Source organism: Nocardia sp. NPDC046473 (assembly GCF_040645995.1).
In the GTDB taxonomy this organism is placed as follows: Bacteria; Actinomycetota; Actinomycetes; order Mycobacteriales; family Mycobacteriaceae; genus Nocardia.
Genome location: NZ_JBEYZJ010000008.1, coordinates 286,571 through 306,336 on the forward strand (window position 1 = coordinate 286,571; position 19,766 = coordinate 306,336).

The 19,766-nt window shown below is 66.7% G+C and carries 17 protein-coding genes and 3 pseudogenes; 13 read left to right on the plus strand and 7 right to left on the minus strand.

Going from position 1 to position 19,766, the window contains the following annotated elements:
• The first annotated feature begins 53 nt into the window (after positions 1-53).
• The 5 genes from lpdA (at position 54) to ABZ942_RS29040 (ending at position 6,131) form a co-directional block, all read left to right on the plus strand.
• A complete protein-coding gene (gene lpdA / locus ABZ942_RS29020; protein WP_357387404.1) occupies positions 54-1,505 on the plus strand; it encodes a dihydrolipoyl dehydrogenase in 1,452 nt (483 codons plus the stop codon).
• A 10-nt stretch (positions 1,506-1,515) separates the two neighbouring features.
• Complete coding sequence (gene pdhA / locus ABZ942_RS29025) at positions 1,516-2,607, plus strand: pyruvate dehydrogenase (acetyl-transferring) E1 component subunit alpha (RefSeq protein ID WP_357387406.1); 1,092 nt, start codon at positions 1,516-1,518, stop codon at positions 2,605-2,607.
• Positions 2,608-2,627: 20 nt separating this feature from the next.
• Positions 2,628-3,611 carry an alpha-ketoacid dehydrogenase subunit beta gene (locus ABZ942_RS29030; RefSeq protein WP_357387408.1) on the plus strand — a complete coding sequence of 328 codons (984 nt, stop codon included), beginning with the start codon at positions 2,628-2,630 and terminating at the stop codon, positions 3,609-3,611.
• 21 nt (positions 3,612-3,632) lie between these two features.
• Entirely contained in the window at positions 3,633-4,982 is a 1,350-nt protein-coding gene (locus ABZ942_RS29035) for a dihydrolipoamide acetyltransferase family protein (protein WP_357387410.1), read from the plus strand.
• Positions 4,983-5,117: 135 nt separating this feature from the next.
• Complete coding sequence (locus ABZ942_RS29040; RefSeq protein WP_357387412.1) at positions 5,118-6,131, plus strand: alpha/beta fold hydrolase; 1,014 nt, start codon at positions 5,118-5,120, stop codon at positions 6,129-6,131.
• A 284-nt stretch (positions 6,132-6,415) separates the two neighbouring features.
• On the opposite strand, the gene ABZ942_RS29045 is transcribed toward ABZ942_RS29040, so the two are convergent.
• Complete coding sequence (locus tag ABZ942_RS29045; protein WP_357387414.1) at positions 6,416-6,976, minus strand: TetR/AcrR family transcriptional regulator; 561 nt, start codon at positions 6,974-6,976, stop codon at positions 6,416-6,418.
• An 84-nt stretch (positions 6,977-7,060) separates the two neighbouring features.
• Complete coding sequence (locus tag ABZ942_RS29050; RefSeq protein WP_357387945.1) at positions 7,061-7,627, minus strand: QsdR family transcriptional regulator; 567 nt, start codon at positions 7,625-7,627, stop codon at positions 7,061-7,063.
• A gap of 180 nt (positions 7,628-7,807) precedes the next feature.
• On the opposite strand from ABZ942_RS29050, the gene ABZ942_RS29055 reads away from it, so the two are divergent.
• Positions 7,808-8,776, plus strand: coding sequence for a DUF1295 domain-containing protein (locus ABZ942_RS29055; RefSeq protein ID WP_357387416.1), 969 nt, complete (start codon positions 7,808-7,810; stop codon positions 8,774-8,776).
• 38 nt (positions 8,777-8,814) lie between these two features.
• Here ABZ942_RS29055 and ABZ942_RS29060 read toward each other — a convergent pair whose 3' ends face one another.
• Both ABZ942_RS29060 and ABZ942_RS29065 read right to left on the minus strand, forming a co-directional pair.
• On the minus strand, positions 8,815-9,000 hold the full coding sequence (locus ABZ942_RS29060; RefSeq protein ID WP_357387418.1) for a hypothetical protein: 186 nt from the start codon (positions 8,998-9,000) through the stop codon (positions 8,815-8,817).
• 61 nt (positions 9,001-9,061) lie between these two features.
• Positions 9,062-10,588: a carboxylesterase family protein gene (locus ABZ942_RS29065; RefSeq protein WP_357387420.1), complete on the minus strand. Its 1,527-nt coding sequence runs from the start codon at positions 10,586-10,588 to the stop codon at positions 9,062-9,064.
• A gap of 101 nt (positions 10,589-10,689) precedes the next feature.
• Between ABZ942_RS29065 and ABZ942_RS29070 the strand changes: the two genes are divergently transcribed.
• Together ABZ942_RS29070 and ABZ942_RS29075 are read left to right on the plus strand one after the other, a co-directional pair.
• Positions 10,690-11,922 carry an ROK family transcriptional regulator gene (locus tag ABZ942_RS29070; protein ID WP_357387422.1) on the plus strand — a complete coding sequence of 411 codons (1,233 nt, stop codon included), beginning with the start codon at positions 10,690-10,692 and terminating at the stop codon, positions 11,920-11,922.
• Positions 11,923-11,955: 33 nt separating this feature from the next.
• Positions 11,956-12,039: pseudogene (locus ABZ942_RS29075) on the plus strand (DNA-binding response regulator); the annotation flags it as partial.
• Between the two features lie 54 nt (positions 12,040-12,093).
• Here ABZ942_RS29075 and ABZ942_RS29080 read toward each other — a convergent pair.
• Together ABZ942_RS29080 and ABZ942_RS29085 are read right to left on the minus strand one after the other, a co-directional pair.
• Positions 12,094-13,368, minus strand: coding sequence for a metallophosphoesterase (locus tag ABZ942_RS29080; protein ID WP_357387424.1), 1,275 nt, complete (start codon positions 13,366-13,368; stop codon positions 12,094-12,096).
• Positions 13,369-13,685: 317 nt separating this feature from the next.
• A complete protein-coding gene (locus ABZ942_RS29085) occupies positions 13,686-14,417 on the minus strand; it encodes a TetR/AcrR family transcriptional regulator (RefSeq protein WP_357387426.1) in 732 nt (243 codons plus the stop codon).
• On the opposite strand from ABZ942_RS29085, the gene ABZ942_RS29090 reads away from it, so the two are divergent.
• From ABZ942_RS29090 to ABZ942_RS29105, 4 genes and pseudogenes are all read left to right on the plus strand, one after another.
• The gene (locus tag ABZ942_RS29090) at positions 14,407-15,627 is read left to right on the plus strand and encodes a cytochrome P450 (RefSeq protein WP_357387428.1); all 1,221 of its coding nucleotides are present in this window, start codon (positions 14,407-14,409) and stop codon (positions 15,625-15,627) included. The two genes, ABZ942_RS29085 and ABZ942_RS29090, sit on opposite strands and share 11 nt — an antisense overlap.
• A gap of 26 nt (positions 15,628-15,653) precedes the next feature.
• The gene (locus ABZ942_RS29095; protein WP_357387430.1) at positions 15,654-15,848 is read left to right on the plus strand and encodes a ferredoxin; all 195 of its coding nucleotides are present in this window, start codon (positions 15,654-15,656) and stop codon (positions 15,846-15,848) included.
• A gap of 225 nt (positions 15,849-16,073) precedes the next feature.
• Positions 16,074-16,365 (plus strand): annotated as a pseudogene (locus tag ABZ942_RS29100) (DUF3556 domain-containing protein); the annotation flags it as partial.
• 28 nt (positions 16,366-16,393) lie between these two features.
• A pseudogene (locus ABZ942_RS29105) lies at positions 16,394-17,365 on the plus strand (NAD(P)/FAD-dependent oxidoreductase); the annotation flags it as partial.
• Positions 17,366-17,423: 58 nt separating this feature from the next.
• Here the strand turns inward: ABZ942_RS29105 and ABZ942_RS29110 are convergent.
• Positions 17,424-18,149 carry a hypothetical protein gene (locus tag ABZ942_RS29110; protein WP_357387432.1) on the minus strand — a complete coding sequence of 242 codons (726 nt, stop codon included), beginning with the start codon at positions 18,147-18,149 and terminating at the stop codon, positions 17,424-17,426.
• 128 nt (positions 18,150-18,277) lie between these two features.
• Between ABZ942_RS29110 and ABZ942_RS29115 the strand changes: the two genes are divergently transcribed.
• A complete protein-coding gene (locus ABZ942_RS29115) occupies positions 18,278-19,657 on the plus strand; it encodes an acyl-CoA dehydrogenase family protein (RefSeq protein ID WP_357387434.1) in 1,380 nt (459 codons plus the stop codon).
• Positions 19,658-19,766: the final 109 nt, after the last annotated feature.

The window sequence follows — 19,766 nt, forward strand, 5'->3', positions numbered from 1 at the left end:
ATCCACGCCACAACCGGGACGGGTCGCAATCGTCGAGATGAGGAGCACCACGAGTGCCGGAATTCGATCTACTGGTGATCGGCGGCGGACCGGGCGGCTATGTGGCCGCCATTCGGGCCGCGCAGCGCGGTCTCCAGGTCGGCTTGGTGGAGAAGGAACGTCCGGGCGGGGTCTGCTTGAACTGGGGCTGCATCCCGACGAAGGCGATGCTGCGTTCCGCGGAGGTGTTCCACACCCTCACCGCCGCAGCCGAATTCGGTGTTTATGCCGACAATGTTCGCTATGACTTCGCCGCGGTGCGGCAGCGTAAGGACGGCATCGTCAAGGAGCTCACCGACGGTGTGGCCGGCTTGTTGAAGGCCAACGGGGTGACGGTGATCGAGGGGCATGCCCGGTTCACCGCGCCGACCACGGTCGAGGTGCACGAGACCGGCGCGTCGCCGATCTTCGAGGGTGGCCCACGTTATGCCGCCGCACCTGGTGCCGCGGTGCGCCGGATGAGCGCGCGGGACGTGATCGTCGCGACCGGTTCAGTGCCGGCGCGGCTGCCGATTCCGGGCGCGGATCTGCCCGGTGTGGTCACCTCGGATGGTGCGTTCGGGCTGACCGAGGTGCCGAAGCGGCTGGTGGTCATCGGCGGCAGCGCGGTCGGGGCGGAATGGGCCAGCCTGTTCGCCACGTTCGGCAGCCAGGTCACCGTCGTGGAGATGCAGGATAGTCTGGTTCCCTTGGAGGACAAGGAGATCGGCGCGGCGCTGGGGCGGTCCTTCCGCAAGCGCGGCATCGAGGTACTGACCGGAGCCACCGTCACCGCCATCGCGGAGGGTGCCGGGCTGCGCGTGTCGGTGGGGGGTCCCAAGGAGCGGGAGCTCGACGCCGATGTGGTGCTCGTCGGCGTCGGCCGGCGGCCCAACACCGCCGACCTCGGCCTGGACGTCGCCGGAATCGGCACGGACACACGCGGTTTCATCGAGGTCGACGACCAGCTGCGGACCGGGGTCGAGCACGTGTACGCCATCGGCGACGTGACCGGGCGGGCGCTGCTCGCCCATGTCGCCTCGCATCAGGGCATCACCGCGGCCGATGTGATCGCCGGACACGACGCGCACATCGACTACGCGGTGATCCCGGCCGCCACCTTCACCCACCCGGAGATCGCCAGCGTCGGCCTGACCGAAGAGGCCGCCCGTGCGGCCGGGCACGAGGTGATCACCGCCAAGTTCCCGTTCGCGGCGCTGGGGCGGGCCAAGACGTTCGGCGAGACCGAGGGCATCATGAAGATCGTTGCCGGGCAACAGCATCGGGAGGTGCTCGGCGTGCACATCATCGGCCCGTCGGCCAGCGATCTGATCACCGAAGGCGCGCTGGCGATCTCGCTGGAGGCGACGCTCGACGAGCTGGCCGACACCATTCACGCCCACCCCACCCTCGGCGAGATCGGCATGGAGACGGCGCTGGCCGGACTCGGACTGCCGGTACACATCGCGCCGCGCAAGAAGCGTTGAGGATCCGCTGATGACAACGACCACCGCACCGCGCAAGAGCACCCGCAAGCCCGCGAAGCCTGTCGAGACCGTCGCCGAATCCGCTTTCGCGGCAGCCGATCCCGACACCCTGCGCGGTCTCTACCACGACATGCTGTTCGTCCGGCGCTTCGAGGAGCGCACCGCGCAGAGCTACCAGCAGGCCAAGATCGGCGGCTACTGCCACCTCAATCTCGGTGAGGAGGCCACCGTCGTCGGCCTCGGCGCGGCCATGCGCCCCACCGACTACCTGTTCACCAACTACCGCGAACACGGTTACGCGCTGGCCAAGGGCATCGAACCGGGCCGGGTGATGGCCGAGCTCTACGGTCGCTCCACCGGCACCTCGAAGGGCTGGGGCGGGTCGATGCACATGTACGACACCGCGACCCGCCTGCTCGGCGGTTACGCCATTGTGGGCGGCCAGGTTCCGCTCGCCGTCGGCGCGGCGCTGGCCATCGACTACCGCGGCGGCGACGAGGTGGTGGTGTGTCAGATGGGGGAGGGCACCACGAACATCGGCGCGTTCCACGAGTCGCTCAATATCGCGGCGCTGTGGCGGCTGCCGGTGGTGTTCCTGGTGATCAACAATCAGACCGGCATGGGCACCACGGTCGAAAAGTCCTCGGCCGAACCGGATCTGTGGAAGCGTGCCGCGGCCTACCGGATGCGCGGTGAGCGGGTGGACGGCACCGATGTGCTCGCGGTGCGCGATATGGCGAGCGAGCTCATCGAAGCCGCTCGCCGCGAAGGGAAACCGGCGCTGCTGGAGGCCGTGAGCTATCGGCTCAAGGGGCATTCGGTGGTGGACCCGGCCAAGTACCGCAGCAACGATGCGGTGTCCACGGCGCGCGAGCACGATCCGATCGTGCTGTGGCAGAACCGATTGCTGGATGCCGGGGTGCTGACCGAAGAATCGGTGGCCGATATCGAGCGCGAGGTGGCCGAGAGTGTCGCCGCCGCTGTCGAATTCGCCGACTCGAGCCCGCATCCCGACCCGTCGAGCCTGTTCGACTACAACTACGCCACCCCGGTGCCCGGCGATTCCCGCCGCCTGCCCGCCGATCCGCTCTTCACCGCCTGAGGACCCGAACTGTGCCTGTTATGACCTATCGCGAAGCGCTGCGCGAAACCCTGCGCGAGGAGATGCGGCGCGACGACGATGTCTTCCTGATCGGGGAAGAGATCGGCGTCTTCGAAGGCTCCTACAAGATCACCGCCGGCCTGCTCGCCGAGTTCGGCGAGAAGCGGGTGCGCGACACCCCGATCGCCGAGGAGGGTTTCGTCGGCGCGGCCGTCGGTGCCGCCATGCTCGGCCTGCGGCCGGTCGTGGAGATCATGACGATCAACTTCTCGCTGCTCGCGCTGGATCAGATCGTCAATCACGCCGCCAAGATCTACGGCATGTTCGGCGGGCAGACCTGCGTGCCCATGGTCATCCGGATGCCCGGCGGTGGCGGCCAGCAGCTCGGTGCGACGCATTCGCAGAACATCGAGTTGTATTACGCGTTCGTGCCCGGTTTGAAGGTGGTGGCGCCGAGTACGCCCGCCGATGCGCGGGCGTTGTTGAAGGCCGCGATCGAGGACGACGATCCGGTGGTTTTTCTGGAGAATCTCTCCCTCTACAACACCAAGGGTGAAGTGCCGGAGAATCTTCCGCCCGTCGAGATCGGCAAGGCGGCGGTCACTCGGGAGGGTACCGACATCACGTTGATCAGCTACTCGCGCATGGCCACCGTTGCCACGCAGGTGGCCGAACGTCTTGCTGGCGAGGGTATTTCGGCCGAGGTGATCGATCTGCGTAGCCTGCGGCCGTTGGATCGCGACACCATCGTGGCGTCCGTCCGCAAGACGGGGTGCGCGGTGATCGGTGAGGACGACTGGCTCACCTACGGTATCGGTGCCGAAGTCGCGGCCTCCGTCTCCGACGGGGCGTTCGACTACCTCGACGCGCCGGTTCGTCGCGTCGCCATGGCGGAGGTTCCGCTGCCGTACGCCAAGCCGCTGGAGCGGCTCGCGCTGCCGTCCGCCGATTCGCTCTACACCGCCGCGGTGGAAACGCTTGCGGCCGTGGGCCGTCGGCGCTGAGAACCGGGAACTGAGGACACAATGCCTGAAATCACTATGCCCCGGCTCTCCGACACCATGGAGGACGGTGTGGTCTCGGCCTGGCTGAAGCAGGTCGGCGACCAGATCACCCGCGGCGAGGTTGTTGCCGAGATCGAGACCGACAAGGCGCTGATGGAGCTCGAGGCGTACGAGGACGGGGTGCTCGAACAGATTCTCGCCCAGCCGGGTACGCGCATTCCGATCGGTGAAGCGATCGCGATTGTCGGCGACGGCAGTGGGGCGAGTGCTGTGCCGCAGGCGAGTCCGGCCAGCTCCGGTCCGGCTGCCGCTGAGGTAACATCCACCAGCTCTGTCTCGGGAACGTCTGGGGCGCAACCTGATTCGGTGCAGGCGGACTCTGCCCCGCAGCCGGGCGAGCGGAAGAAGTCATCGCCGCTTGCCCGCAAGATCGCGCGCGAGTTGGGTGTTGATCTCGCTGCGGTTGTCGGCACCGGTCCAGGTGGTCGGATCACGAGGCAGGACGTCGAGGCGGCTCATCGCAACGGCGGCTCGGCATCCGCGGCCGCAGGATCCGCGTCCGCCGCGCTGGTTGATCCGGCGCCCGCGGCCCCGGCCTCCTCGACCCCGGCGCCCGGGACCACCGCTGGCGCCGTCTCGACCGTGAGTGCCCCTGCTGGCCAAGGTATTTCGGCGTCTGGCGACTATGTAGAGATCCCGCTCACGAACATCCAGCGGGTGTCCGCGATTCGCCTCACCGAGAGCAAGCAGCAGGCCCCGCACATCTACCTGACCAGTGCGATCGACGTCACCGACCTGCTGGCCTTCCGTGCGCAGATCAACGAAACGCTGGCGGCGGCGGGCGCGGGCAAGGTCAGCGTGAACGACCTGCTCGTCAAGGCGGTCGCCGGCACCCTGCGCAAGGACCCCTCGGTCAACGTCAGCTTCGCTGGCGATAAACTGCTGCGCCACAACGGCATCCACCTCGGCATCGCGGTCGCGACCCCGGCCGGCCTGCTGGTGCCGGTGATCCGTGACGCCGACCGCAAGAGCGTCTCCGAGATCGCGGCCGACAGCCGCGACAAGGCGACGCGCGCCCGCGACCGCAAACTGCGCGCCGAAGAGATGTCCGGCGGCACCTTCACCATCTCCAACCTCGGCATGTTCGGCATCGAGCACTTCACCGCCGTCATCAACCCACCCGAGTCCGCGATCCTCGCCGTCGGCGCCGCCACCGACGAACTGCGCCTCGACAACGGCGATGTGGTTACCCGCAAGATCCTGCGCGTCACCCTGTCCGCGGACCATCGCGCCATCGACGGCGCTGTCGCGGCCCAGTTCCTCGCGCATCTGAAGGAGCTGCTCGAACATCCGCTGCGCATTGTCGCGTAGCGGGTGTGACAGACGCCGGAGGTCGGGGAGCCGCCATCCCACCGCCTTCGCCTGACTGGATTCGGACTGACTCGGGTGTAGTTTACTGGGCGATAGCTGTTCGTCCCGGTCAGTTCGGCAGGGAAGGGAAAGGCGATGGCACGCTGGGGATGTGCGGTGGTGGCAGTGGTCGCCGTGATGTCACTCGGTCCGGTGTCCGGGACCGCCACGGCGGATCCGGCACCGGAGATGGCGACGCATGCGTCCGACACCGCGGGTTACGGTCCGGTCCTGCCGCAGGGTGACGCCGCCTGGATCGGCTACGGGATGCTGGGCGATACCGATCTCGCGCCGCAGGGGGCAAACGACTGGGCCTGCAAGCCCACTGCGGAACATCCGCGGCCGGTCATTCTGCTGCACGGCTCCTGGAGCAGTGCCCTAGGCGGCTTTTCGCGCCTGTCCCCGCAGTTGTCTCAGGCCGGTTATTGCGTTTTCGCACTGAACTACGGTCGTCCCGACATCGCCGGCGCCGGGCTCGTGCAACCGTGGATCGGCGCCGTCGGACCGATCACGGAATCCGCACGCCAGCTTGCCGTCTTCGTCGAGCGGGTGCTCGCGGCGACCGGCGCCGGTCAGGTGGACATGATCGGACATTCCCACGGCGGGTTGGTCATTCGCCAATACCTGAAGGACGGCGGCGGTGCCGACCCGCAGGATCCCGCCGCGAACAAGGTCGGGAAGGTCATCACCTTCGGCGCCACCAATCACGGCACAACGCTGCTCGGACTGGGTAGCCTCGCCGTCGCTGTCCAGCAGCACCTGAGTTCGGGCTTTCTGCCGCTGTTGCAGGAGTTCATCGGCCCCGGGGGCCTCGAGCAACTATCCGGCTCGCCCTACCTCATGCAGTTGAACGCGGACGGCGACACCGTTCCCGGGGTCGAATACACCGTGATCGCCACCCGATACGACGAGGTGAGCACGCCGTTCTACGCCACCTATCTGACCGAGGGGCCGGGTGCCATCGTGCACAACGTCCTGCTGCAGGACGGCTGCCCGCTCGACACGTCCACACACAACGGCCTGCCTTATTCGCCACGGGTGGCCACGATCACCTTGCGCGCGCTGGATCCCGACAGCACACCAGAATTGGCATGTACGCCCAATCTGTAATCCACGGCATGCCGCATCCTGGTGTCGATAGGCGCGGGTCGCCGAGCGTGGATTTACCCGGTCGTGTCGTCGGCGCAGAGGTAGACCAGACCGTGCGGTCCGTCGCCGACCGGTTCGGTGGCCGTCACCTGCATCTCGCGGAGATCGATGACCGAGATCGTGCGACCACGATCAGCTCCTCGAGAATTCCGAAATGGGTTCTACCGCTACGGTATGCGCGTATTCGGTTGCCCACCACCGGTTTCCCGCCGCCTCGGACCGGAAGCCCGGCCCACTGCAAGGGTTCAGGGATCTCGGCGGATGCCGCGTAGGTAGATGGTCACCAGGCGGCGGCAGGTGGCGTCCCACTCGGGGTCGGTGGGGCGAGGCTGGGCGACCAAGGCGCCGAAAGCGATGATCTCGTCGTGGGTGGTGCCAGGGCGCAGTGTCCCATCGGCAATGCCTTGGTCGATGATCCGTTGCACGTGGCTGTAGATCTGTTCGCGAAGGGCGGCGGTCTCGGGGGCGGTGACCGGTGGTCCGCCGTTGAGGGGCAGGACGAGTTCGTTGCGTTGGCGGATGGCGGCGTCGATGAACAGTTCGAGGCGGTCGGCCGGAGTCGCGCCTTCGCGTTCGGCCACTTCGGCATTGGCGAGCACCTGCTCGAAGGAGCGGTGGGTCAGGTGGCTCAAAAGGTCTTCACGGGTGGGGAAATGTCGGTAGAGGGTGCCGATTCCGACGCCGGCATCGGCGGCGATCGTCGCCATCGGCACACGCAGACCTTCGCGATGAAACGCAGCCGTCGCTGCGCGAAGCAGTTCCTGCTGATTGTGTAGCGCGTCACGGCGCAAGTCGCGAGCGTTCATCCTTGCTATTGAACCCGCTCGAGCGCGGGACCGAGGGAAGTCGCCTGCACTGAAACGGACGAAATCATCCTTCACCGGATGAGGTCATACGGTGGGGTAGGTGAGGAGTCGGCGGATGATCACGGTGGCGGCGTCGATATCGGGCGGGTCGCCGGTGATGAGTTCGCGGTAGTAGAAGGATTCGCCGAGCCGGGTGATCGCGTAGGCCAGGGTGGTGGCGTCGATGTCGGGGGGTTCGCCGATTTCCCGGCGGATGGTGTCGGCGATGCCGGCGATGAACCGCTGTTGGATGACGCCGTGCTGGGAGGTCATCACCCGCAGGGCGGTGTCGGTGTGCTGGGCGACGAAGGTGCGCATGCCGTGATGTGCGGCGCTGGTGTGCAGTAGGTTGCCGATCATTTCGACGACGCCGTCCACGCCGCGGCCCCGGAATTTCGGACGCATGGTCGCGATGTTCGGTGCCGCCAAGGCCCAGACGACCTCGCCGAGGATTCGGTCGCGGTCCCCGTATCGGCGATACAGCGTGGCCCGGCCGATGCCGGCCGCCTTGGCCAGGAAGCGCAGGTCGATCCAGCCGTCGCGTTCGAACATCGCGATCGCGACCGTGAGCAGCGGATCGTCCGATGCGAAAGGGGCCGGCTGCTGAGACATCACCTAGTGAGTGTCTCACACAAGTTTAGCGCCAGGCTAGCCGATGACCACCTGGGCTGCTCTTATCTCCAGCGATTAGTTATACACCCGCCTTGCGACTGGGACACCATGCATCTAGTGTCTCAACTATCGGAGACACGTAACCATAGGTGTCTCATCCAAGGAAGGAAGGGGAAGCCGATGTCGGTGACCCAAGCGCGAATCGCGCATTACCTTGCTGCCGCGGGCGTATTTACTGCGTTGGCGTGGCAGTCGGATATGCGGGCGTTCGCGGTGACCAATCTGGTGGTGCAACTGGTGATCTTCGTGGCGATGGCGTGTGTGCCCGCCTATCGCACCGGATTCATGACCTACGTCGACCTGGCCTGGCCGTGGGGTCTGGCGGCACTCGGCGTGCTGACCCTCGTGTTCGGTGACCTCAGTTCCCCGTTGACGCTGGCCGTCGCGGTCATCTATCTGGCCATGGGCGGCCGGATGGGCATCTGGGCGGTGCGGCTGGTCGGTACCGGCGGACTGACCGAGGAGATGGCGCGTTACCGCTATCAGCGAAGGCGTTGGGCGCGTGCGGGTTTGCGCAGCGAACGACTGTCGATACTGGTCGAGATCATGTTGCAGGGCGTGGCCAACATGGGCATCCTCGCCATTCCAGCGCTACTCGCCGCCGCCGGTTCGCGTTCCCTCGGTCCGGTGGAGATCGTCGCGCTGGTCGTCTGGGGACTGTTCTACGGGATGGAATCACTGGCGGATTGGCAGAAGGCCCGCTTCGGTGCGCTGAGCCGACAGCAGGGGATCCGGCGCAGCTGTGATGTCGGGCTGTGGCGATTCAGCCGACACCCCAACTACTTCGGTCAATGGATGCAGTGGAACGCGCTGATCCTGCTCGTGCTCCCGACGCTGCTGGACCGACGTTCCGACACCTCGATCGTGGTGTGGATCATCACGCTGGTCGGCCTGTTCGGCATCTCCAGGGCGCTCTACAACACGTTGGTCTACTACACCGGTGCTGTTCCCGCAGAGCACTACAGCCTGAAGTCGCGGTCCGACTACGCCGGCTACCAAGCCGTCACCAGTCGATTCTTCCCGGCGCCTCGTCGTCGGCTCGTGGCAACCGAGCGAGCCGACGACGAAGCCGGGCAACCGTTGCATTGATCACCGATTGCGTTGTGCCGAGCCGGAATTGCAGTCGCTTACCGGCGGGTGCGGCGGAAGTTGAACGAGCGGCTTCCGGTGCCGACACCGGCGAGGTGCAGCGCAATGAGCAGTAGTCCGAGAGTGGTGAGGGTGCCTGCGGTGACGGTGTCGCCGAGGGTGGATTTGGTCAGATCGAAGAGCAGAGCGAGCGCGAACGAGACGGCGGCAGCTATCGCCAACATGGTGAAACCTCCTGATAGTGCCCCGGAGGTACCCCGTTGTCGCGAAAGCAACCGCGTTTCGTCAAGTCCAGATTCGGCGTTGCTGGGCGAACGGGTCGGATTCGAGATGGCTTCGGTCGGACCAGATCATGGTCTGCCGCTTGTCCAGCGTGTAGCGGGGCCAATTCGCGCCGGGGGCGGTGTCTTTGATGAAGCCGACCCAGGCCGCGTGCATCGCGTCGGCTAGTGCCTGGGGCGGCGCGGCCCCCTCGGCCTCGGTGACGCCGGGCGCGCGCAGCAGGTCGAAGGCGAACGGTAGGTCGAGGCAGTGCGCCGCCATTCCGTTGAACATGGGAGCCGTTGAGGTCCAGACGAATTCGTAGAGCCAGGTGGGCTGGTTCAGTCGGGCGCGCGCCTCGGCGACCTGGTAGGAGGGGCCGCGAATGATGGTGTCGCTGATGGCCTGTCCGGCGAGTTCGGTCGCGTCGGCGCCGGGATAGGCGGCGCGGTAGGCGTCCAGGTCGACGCCGTTCCCGGCCTGCGCGATCGGGCTGGCGGCCGCTGCGGCCGGGTTCTGCGCCAGCATCGTTGCCGCCATGTTGAACTCGTGCCGGGTGAAACCCAGCATCAGCGGAATATCGCCGCCTGCACTGCCTTTCAGCATGGCCGGCGTCGCTTCGGGGATCAGCTTGCCGTCGGCGAACGGGGCCAGGCCGAGCATCGGCACGGTATCGCTGCCCGGCCCGGGCGCTTGGAGCTTGTCCTGCATATCGAGCACCGTGTTCTCGGGCAGGGCGCGCAGTGCGGCGGCGGTCGCGGGCACGCCGGTGCGCCGGGTGAACAGGTCGGCCACGGCGAGTCCGGCAGCATGGTCGTTCGGCTGGGTTACCGCGCCCGAGGCGCAGATTCCAGCGCGGAACAGCCCGCGCGCGGAGGGGGTGGCCATCAGCGCCCAGACCGCGCCGCCACCCGCGGACTGACCGGCGACGGTGACCTTGGCGGGATCGCCACCGAATGACGCGATGTTGTCGCGTACCCACTGCAGGGCTGCGATCCAATCGAGCACGGCGCGGTTGTCGGGAGCGCCTTCCAAGTGCAGGAAGCCGTCGATCCCGAGCCGGTAGCCGACCGAAACCACCACCACGCCATCACGATTGAACGCCGCGCCGTCATACCAGGGGCTGGCCGGACTGCCCGCGACGAACCCGCCGCCATGGATCCACACCAGCACCGGCAGGCCGCGCGCGGACGGGTCGGGGGTGAAGACGTTCACGCTGAGGATGGCGTCGCCCGGGACGCTCGGCTCCGGGATGGTCGTCACCTCGCCCATCGGCTTGCGCTGCGCGGTGGGCCCATACGCGGTGCAGTCCAGGGTTTCGGTCCACGGTGCGGGCGGTGCCGGCGCGGCGAATCGCAGCTCGCCGACCGGCGGCCGGGCGAACGGTACGCCGAGAAAGGCGATGCCGGTGTCGCGGCGCTTGCCACGGACCGGACCGTAGGTCGTCCGGACGACGTCGGAGCTGGAGCGCTCGGTCGAGCAGGCGGCCGCCACCGCGAGGGCACCCGCTCCGAGCAGGACCATTCGGCGTTTGATGTGCGCATTCGGCATCGCGACCTCGATTCGATTCGTGCGATCACCGGTATGTTCGCGACCAGGGCCGGAATATGTCAATGGTTGAAAAAATTCTTGACCTGCATAGTCTCGATGGTGTGGCGATACGAGAGGCACACGATTCGGTGGCCGTGCGGCGACGCAATCTGGGACTGGTGCTGCGGCACGTGGCCGAACACGGGCCCTGCGCGCGCACCGAGATCGCCGCGGCCACGGGACTGTCACATGCTTCGGTCACCACGATGGTCACCGACCTCGCGGCGCGTGGACTGGTGTCCGAGGACGGCGTACTGAATCGCGGCGGACGGGGTCGGCCGCGCCGGCTGCTCCGGATGATTCCGCAGCGCGCGGCGACCATCGGGGTGCAGATCAGTTCCGAACAACTCCGGGTGGCTGTCGCCGATCTCGCGGGCACGATCGTATGGCGTGACGCCACGCCGCATTACGGGGCTGCCGGAGTACCCGCGTCGATGGCGGACGCGATCGCCGCCGCGGTGCGGCAAGGCGTAAACGCGGCATCGCCTGATGCCGAATTGGTCCGCGTCGCGGTCGCGATGGCGGGACCGGTCGGTGACGACGAGGCCCAAACCGTGCTCGCCGCACCGGATTTCGGCTGGCTGCGACCGGTCCGGCTGCGGGCGCTGATCGCCGCCAGGCTCCCGGAGGTGACCTGTCCGATCGACGTGATCAACGACGCGAACGCCGCCACACTGGCCGAATACCACGCACACCCGCGACGCCCACGCGGCGTGGTCTACATCGCGGCGGGCACCGGTATCGGTGGTGGCGTGGTACTGGACGGGCGCATGCACACCGGCAGCCACGGCATTGCCGGGGAGCCGGGCCACATGCCCGTCGCCATCGATGGACCGGCCTGTGTATGCGGTGCGCACGGCTGTTTGGTGTGTTACGCGGGTCCCGAGGCGGTGCTCACCGCCGCCGGACTCGGTGATGTGTTGCGGCACAACGGACTCGGGCCCGCCGCCGACCTACTCGTCGGGGCGCTCGAACGCGCAGAGGGGAAAGCGCTCGCAGCAGTGGACATTGCCGGACGGGCACTGGGCACCGCGATACTGTCGATCACCTCGCTGCTCGATCTCGACGAGGTGATCCTGGGAGGCACATTGGCGCAATGGTTTCCATGGCTGGATCCGGTGATCCGACACCAGTTCTCCGGCCGACGCGCGCTGGTGCCCACTGCGGAACCGGACGTCACCCGCGCGCTCCTCGGCGCGGACGCAGCCTTGCTCGGCGTCATCGAATTCGCCCGCCGCGCGGCACTTTCCGACCCGGCCACCGTACCCCGCCGACATTCGATCGTGCAGTCCTGATGACTTTTGTCATGCCTGTTCCATGGACAACTCAACTACCTCTCCTCCGCCATGGCCGAACTAGCGGTAGCCAACCGCTACGAAGCCGCCCTCAAAGCCCGCGAAAGTGGCTGGATCCAGCCGCTCGGCCATGCTGTCGGGCGACTGAATAATGTTATGCCGGAGCATATTTCATGCTGCCGTCAAGCCGGAGAAGTCGCGGTGGGTTGTGTGGTTGCGGTCGGTGCAGCTGCCCAGGGCGTGGTCGGGGTGTAGGCCTAGGTATTGGCGGCGGGTTCTGGTGCTCCAGGTGCGGGCGGCGTCGGAGCGGGTTTTGTAGAAGTTGGCGGTGTAGCCGCCTTCGTAGAGGCGCAGGAGTAGGTAGCCGCCTGGGTATTCCTTGACTGCGGCTACCTCCAAGAATTCGACGTTGATGCCGATGTTGGGGCGGCTTACCCGGTTTCGGTGGGTGTGGCCGCTGTGGTGCAGGAATACGCCGGGGGCGTTTCGGTAGAGGGTGTGTAGGGCGGCGGCGTTGGAGGGGTCGAGGACGAAGCCGGGGCCGCCTGGATTGCTCACTGCCGCATGGGAAGTCACGGGGTGGTGACCAAATATCAAGGTGGGGCGGTGGGGGTCGGCAGCGAGGATTTCGCGCAGTCGATCTCGTTGCGGCACAACGATGGTGCCGCCGGAGCCGGTGAGGCGGGTGGTGTCGAGGCCGATGAGGCGTAGGCCGCCTAGGTGGTATTCGACGAGTCGCTGGCGGCTGTGGAAGACGCTGCCCCAGTGGTCTTGGGTTCGACCGCGGTGTCGTTCCGGTTTGTCGTGGTTACCGCGGCAGACGAAATAGTCGCGGCCGAGTTCGCCCCAGGAGTCCAATCGTGCTCGTATCGCACGTGATTGGTCGAGGGTGCCGGAGTCGGTCAGGTCGCCGGCGAGGATGAGGTGGTCGGCAGCGCGGTCGGGGCTGCGTACGTCGTCGAGCAGAGCGTCGAGCATGAACTCCGGGTAGTGCAAGGTGTCGTGGCGCAGGCCGGTGGGTATGCCGCTGACGATGAGTCCGCTGGTGTGCTCGCCATAGTGGACGTCGTTGGCGAGCGCGATGGTGCGCAACAGCTGGCCCGGTGGGGGTGTCGCGGTGGTGAAGACGCCGGTGGATTCGGGGGAGCCGGATCGCCTGGTCACCAGGGTGCGGGCGGGCACGGCGCGACGGCCGTTCGAGTAGGCCTCGAACCGGTAGGCGCGTCCCGGCTCGAGGCCGTCGATCTCCGCGTAGTGGTAGGCGGTGGCCCGGGAGTCGAGATAGCGGGTCCGCGCCGCACCGAGGCCATCCGCGGGCGCGACCCGGACCTCGGTGTCGGCGGGCACCGGGCGCATACGTCCGGTGTGATCGCGGGCTCGGCTCGTCCAGGTGAATATTGCGGAACTATCGGTTAGCGTGACCAGTTCGAGGTCCGAGGCATCCATCGAATCTCGTTGTGCCCGAACCGAATCGGCACGTATCAGGGCGAGTCTCGGCGCTGGATAGAACGGCCTCTGCACGGTCACCGCGGCCGCGCCGGCCGCTACGTTCGCCAACCATGCGGTTCTGAGTCGTGGATCGAGCATGGGATCTCCGTCCGCCACTACCACTGTGACGGTACGGTCGGCAGTTGAACATGCCGGAGCCCAGATGTGACAAAATTCCTTCCGGGAATTGCACATTGAAAGTGGCCGACGTGCGCGATCGAGCCGTCGCGACCACTACATCACCCATCGGCAGCGATCTCGAATGCCAAGAGGCTCTATTCACCGCCCGGACGCAGCACCAGCGGCAGATACACATCGTCGACGATCTCGATGATGACGTCATCCCCGACCGGCGTGCCGAACAATAGGAAGTGATTGCGCAGCAGATCGGTCGCCACCGTGGCCCGCCGCGAGTCCAGGACGGCCCGGTCGACCTCGCCGCGTTCGACCGCGCGCTCCAGCACGGCGTAGATCGACGTCGGGCCGACCTTGTGCACCCGTTCCCGGATGAACCTGCCGAGCTCCGGGTCGCGCGTCATCTCGGCGAGCAGGCCGCGCATGATGCCGCCGAACGGCGTGTCCATGGTGTCCGACACCCGGCGCAGCAGGGCGATCACGTCCGAGCGAAGCGAACCGGTATCGGGGACATCGACATTCGAGATGCCGCCCATCTTGCACGCGTCCATCACCAATTCGGCGCGCCCGGCCCACCGACGATAGAGCACGGTCTTGCTGGTGCGCGCCCGGTTGGCGACCCGCTCCATGGTCAGCCCCGGGTAGCCAACGGCGGCAAGTTCTTCCAGCGTCGCCGTCAGGATGGCGCGCTCCAGTTCCTCGCCGCGCCGACGCGTGCCTCTGCGGTATTCGTCCGTCGCGTCGACGGATTGCTGGACTTTCACTGGAAACCGGACTCCTGAAAAACGTTGCGTCACTTGCGAAGACACTTTAACCTGAAAATAGAGTACCAAGAGTATCTTACGAACTCGAGGGGAACCGATGACTGACACTGTTGCGCCACCCCGTACCGACAACGCTCCCACCTTTCCGAGCGACCGCACCTGCCCGTACCACCTACCCGAGCAGTACACCCGACTAAGAGACGAAGCGGGTTCGCTGCGGCGAGTGACCCTCTTCGACGGCCGCCCGGCCTGGGTGGTCACCAAGCACGAGACCGCCCGCGCTCTACTCGCCGACCCGCGGCTGTCGTCCGATCGGACACACGTCGACTTCCCGGCCACCTCGCCGCGTTTCCAGACCTTCCAGAAGACCCCGCCCGCCTTCATCAGCCTCGATCCGCCGGAACACGGCGCCAAGCGACGGATGCTGATCAGCGAATTCACCCTGAAACGCGTCAAGGGCATGCGCGCCGACATCGAAAAGATCGTGCACGGCTTCATCGACGACATGCTCGCCGCGGGCCCGACGGCCGACCTGGTCAGCCAGTTTGCGCTGCCGGTGCCGTCCATGGTGATCTGCCGACTGCTCGGCGTGCCGTACGAGGACCACGCACTGTTCCAGGACGCGAGCAGACGGCTCGTACAGTCGGCGACCGCCGAGGACGCGATCGCCGCGCGCAATGAACTGGCCGTCTACCTGGATGGACTGCTCACCAAGTCACAGGCCGAACCGGGCCCCGGCCTGCTCTCCGCCCTGGTCACGGATCAATTGGCGCACGGTGAGATCGACCGCGAGGAACTGGTGTCGAACTCGATCCTGCTGCTGGTCGCGGGCCACGAGACCACGGCGTCGATGACCTCGCTGTCGGTGATCACCCTGCTGGAGCATCCGGACCAGCACGCCGCCCTGCGCGCCGACCCCACGCTGATCCCAGGCGCGGTCGAGGAGCTGCTGCGTTATCTGGCCATCGCCGATAGCGCGGGCGGCCGGTTCGCGAAGGCCGATATCGAGATCGACGGACAGGTGATCAAGGCGGGCGAAGGCGTGATCGTCAGCAATGCGATCGCCAACCGGGACGGTGCGGTATTCGCCGAGCCGGACACCTTCGACGTGCACCGTTCGGCCCGCCACCACATCGCGTTCGGTTACGGTGTGCACCAGTGCCTCGGCCAGAACCTGGCCCGCCTGGAACTCGAGATAATCCTCGCGTCGCTGTTCGAACGCATCCCGACACTGCGCCTGGCCGTGCCGGTGGAACAACTGAAACTGCGGCCCGGCACCACCATTCAGGGCGTCAACGAACTCCCGGTGACCTGGTGACCGCGCCGAGCACGAAAGGAGACCACATGCGAGTAACCGCCGACCGAAACGTGTGCATCGGCGCCGGACTCTGTGCGCTGACCGCACCCGGCGTCTTCGATCAGGACGATGACAACGGCCTGGTCAAGGTGCTCGACACCGACCCGGACGCGGCCGATGCGGCGGCCGTCCGCGAGGCGGCCGACATCTGCCCCTCCGGTGCCGTCGCGTTCACCGAATAGCGGACCGTCAGACGAAGGCGCCGAGTCCCGTGATGGCCCGGCCGACTATGCGGGTATTCATCTCCCGAATGCCCGCATAGGGCCATCGTCGAGTAGGAAAGTGCTTCCAGGACAGCCATATCCGCGAGAGGGAAGGCCCGCCAACCCGAGATCCCGTAGCCCGGGGACGATTTCGAAGGGGAAGCTGCCACGTTGCCAGAGCCGATTTATGATCGGATCCACCCTGGTGGTCTGCACAATGCCGAGTTCATCGCCGCGGTGCGGCGCGAGGCGCAGTTCGAACCTGGTGAGGCCGTGGTGGTCTGGGTAGAATCGCAGGCCTGGGGGGAGCAGAATGCAGCATTATCAGGTCATCGACGCGGCGCTCGGCGTGACCGAGCGGGGCGCCTGGCAGGTGTCGGACGTGGAGCAGCCGTGGCTGTCCAACGGCGCGATCCCGTTGTCGGTCAACTGGACTCGTACGGCGCGGCAGCAGGTGCGCGGCGAGCAGGAGCACGGACGCGGAGCAGTGGCATGACCACCGCGACGGTAGTGGGCGGCGGGCCCTGGCCCGGTTCGGTATGCCGACCGTCCTGCCCGCCGCCACGCTGGCCAGGGTCTTCCGGACCGACGAGGCCCGCGCGCTGTTCGGCGGCATTGCGGCACATGCCTTCCGGCCGCTGCACAACCCGCTGACCTCGGCCGTCGGGCTCGGCATCATCACCGCCGGGCATCGGCACGGGTGGCCGGTCGCGGCGGGCGGCTCGCAGGCGATCACCAACGCGCTCGCCGCGCTGCTCACCGATCTCGGCGGCAAGATCGAGACCGGCACCCGGATCGAGGCGGCCGCTCAGCTGCCCGCCGCCGACGTGACGATGTTCGACCTGGCGCCCGATGCGGTGGCCGGGATTCTCGGTGAACGGTTGCCACCGCGAATTGCCAACGCCTACCGGCGATTTCGTCGAGGGCCCGGTGCTTTCAAGGTCGACTTCGCCGTCGAGGGCGGCGTGCCGTGGACCAATCGGGCGGCGCGCCGGTCCGGGACGGTGCACGTCGTCGGCGACTATGCCGAATTGGCTGCCACCGAACGCGATGTGCACGCGGGGCGCATGCCGGAACGGCCGCTCGTCCTGGTCGGCCAGCAGTACCTGGCCGACCCGCAGCGTTCGGTAGGCAACGTGCACCCGCTGTGGACCTACGCGCACGTGCCCAACGGGTATACCGGTGACGCGACGGACGCTATCGCCGCCCAGATCGAACGGTTCGCGCCCGGCTTCCGGGAGCGCATCGTCGGCTACACCGTCCGCAGCACCACCCAGATGGCCGCGTACAACCCCAACTATGTCGGCGGGGACATCATGACCGGGTCCAAGGACATCCGGCAGCTGGTTTTCGGTCCGCGAATCACGCTGTCGCCGTACAGCATCGGCGTGCCCGGCATGTACATCTGCTCGGCGGCCACCCCGCCGGGACCCGGCGCGCACGGTATGTGCGGCGCCAATGCGGCCGCCGCCGCGCTCGATCACCTACGTCGCTGATCGCGTTCTCGTACAACAACCAAGTCCCTGGCCAGGGAGGCCGCTTTCCGACCGGCCGTCAGTGGCTGATGGCGACGTAGAAGGCTTCGGTTACTTGGTGTTGGGTCAGGGGGCCGCGTTCGGCGCCTAGTTGGACGGTCCAGCCGGTGGGTTGTTGGGTGATGGCGGGGCCGGATGGTGGGGCCCAGATTGCTTGGAAGCCGTTGCCCGGGCAGAAGTAGTAGCCGACGTAGGTGGGGTTGGCTTCGGGGGAGGACCAGGAGCCGCCGTTGCGGAGGCGGCATTTGGTGCCGTTGTCGAGGATCAGGGCGATGGGCTGGGGGGTTTGGGGGGCGTGGACGACACCTGTGCGGACGGTGGTGGTGGCGTAGCGGGTCAGGTGGTTGTTGAAGGGGTCTATCAGGCACAGTGCTGTTGGTTTGGTGGGCACTGTTGTGCAGCTGTCGGCTGCGGCGGCGCTCGGCGCACACAGGAGGATGTTGTCTGTGGACGCGCTGGGGGAGGGTTCGTTGTAGGAGCAGTCGATCGGTGTGGATCCGGCCTTGTCGTCGACCTCCCAACCGGTGGTTGGTGCTCCTTGGGCGTCAAAAGGGGTGAGGGTGGTGATCTTTGGGGTATTGGATCGGGCGTCGACTGGCTTGCCCGGTGAGTCGGGTCCCGCAGCAGTGCTGGAACCGGTCGCTGTCGATGGGGCGTCGCTGCGCGGCAGCAGCACGATCAGAGCGACCGCGACCGCGAGGACGATTGCGCTGATGCCCAGCGTCCACCGGACTGTCCGAGTCATCAGGGTCTCCTCGATGGCCGACGTCGGAAACAGGCTTCAAGTGTGTACTGCTGGGCGGGAGTTTCGTGTCGGATATTTGGACGACAGCGAATCTGTGTCGATCGGCGTCGGCTGGGTATCGCGAAGGCGTGACTTTTGACCTGACACCGACGGCGGCGCAGCATGACCTGGCCAAGCGATCGCATGAGTTTGCGGAAGACTGCGTCAGGCCGGTCGCGGCCGAGTATGACCGGGCGCAGGAGTTTCCATGGCCGGTGCTGGAGGAGGCGGCTGAGCGGGGGTTCTATAGTCCGTTGTTCTATCGCGATCTGATCGGTGATCCGTCGGGATTGTCGTTGCCGATGTTCATGGAGGAATTGTTCTGGGGGTGTGCGGGGATCGGGTTGGCGATTGTGATGCCCGCGTTGGCGTTGTCCGCGATCGGACAGGCGGCGACGCCGGAGCAGATGTTGCAGTGGGCGCCAGAATGTTTCGGTACGCCGGGGGACTTGAAGCTTGCGGCACTCGCTATCTCGGAACCCGAGGGTGGTAGCGACGTGCGCAATCTGCGTACCCGGGCGGTCCGGGATGGTGACGACTGGGTGATCGACGGTCACAAGATGTGGATCGGCAATGGCGGTATCGCCAATGTGCATGTGGTGAACGCGGTGGTGGATGAGGAGCTGGGGCATCGAGGGCAGGCGTTGTTCGTGGTGCCGGGTGGCACGCCGGGGTTGGAGTTGGTGCGCAAACTCGACAAGATGGGTTGCCGCGCATCGCATACGGCGGAGTTGAAGTTCAACAGCGTGCGCGTACCGGCGGAGAATCTGCTCGGGGGAGTGGACAAGCTGGAGCATTCGCTGGCCAAACGGCGGGAGGCGGTGCGCAGCGGTGGCCGGTCGGGTTCGGTGACACTGGGGACGTTCGAGCAGACGCGTCCGATGGTTGCCGCGCAGGCGCTAGGAATCGCCAGGGCCGCCTTGGAATACATGACCACCTACGCGAACCACCGCGAGGCCTTCGGTGCGCCGATCATCGACAATCAGGGCGTCGCCTTCCCGATCGCGGACCTGGCCACGCAGATCGATGGCGCGCGGCTGCTGACGTGGCGGGCGTCCTGGATGGCGGCCAGCGGTGTGCCGTTCGAGCGCGGCGAGGGGTCGATGGCGAAACTGGCGGCCAGTGAAGTGGCGGTGAAAGCCACCGAGCGTGCGATCCAGACGCTGGGCGGCTGGGGCTACATCACCGACCATCCGGTGGCGAAATGGTACCGAGATGCGAAGTTGTACACCATCTTCGAGGGCACCAGCGAGATCCAGCGTGTCGTCATATCGCACGCGCTCGGCGCGGCCGAGGGCAGGCCGCCACTGCACGTCGATCTGGAGCCGTCGGGTGGCCCGCTGAACAAAATGTTCGGCCGCGGCACCGAAGTACGTAGCAAAGCCGCGGCGGCGGCGCTGGATATGCGCGATCGCGTGCCCGGCCCGATCATGAAGGCCGCGTTGAAGATCCTTCGACCGCCCCGCTGAACCGCTCTGGCGGTCACTACATGCAGACATGCACCGTCTGCATTATTGCCGGAACTGCCATATCCTGAACAAGATTCGCCGAACCCGGATACCCCTGGTGGGGGGTTTT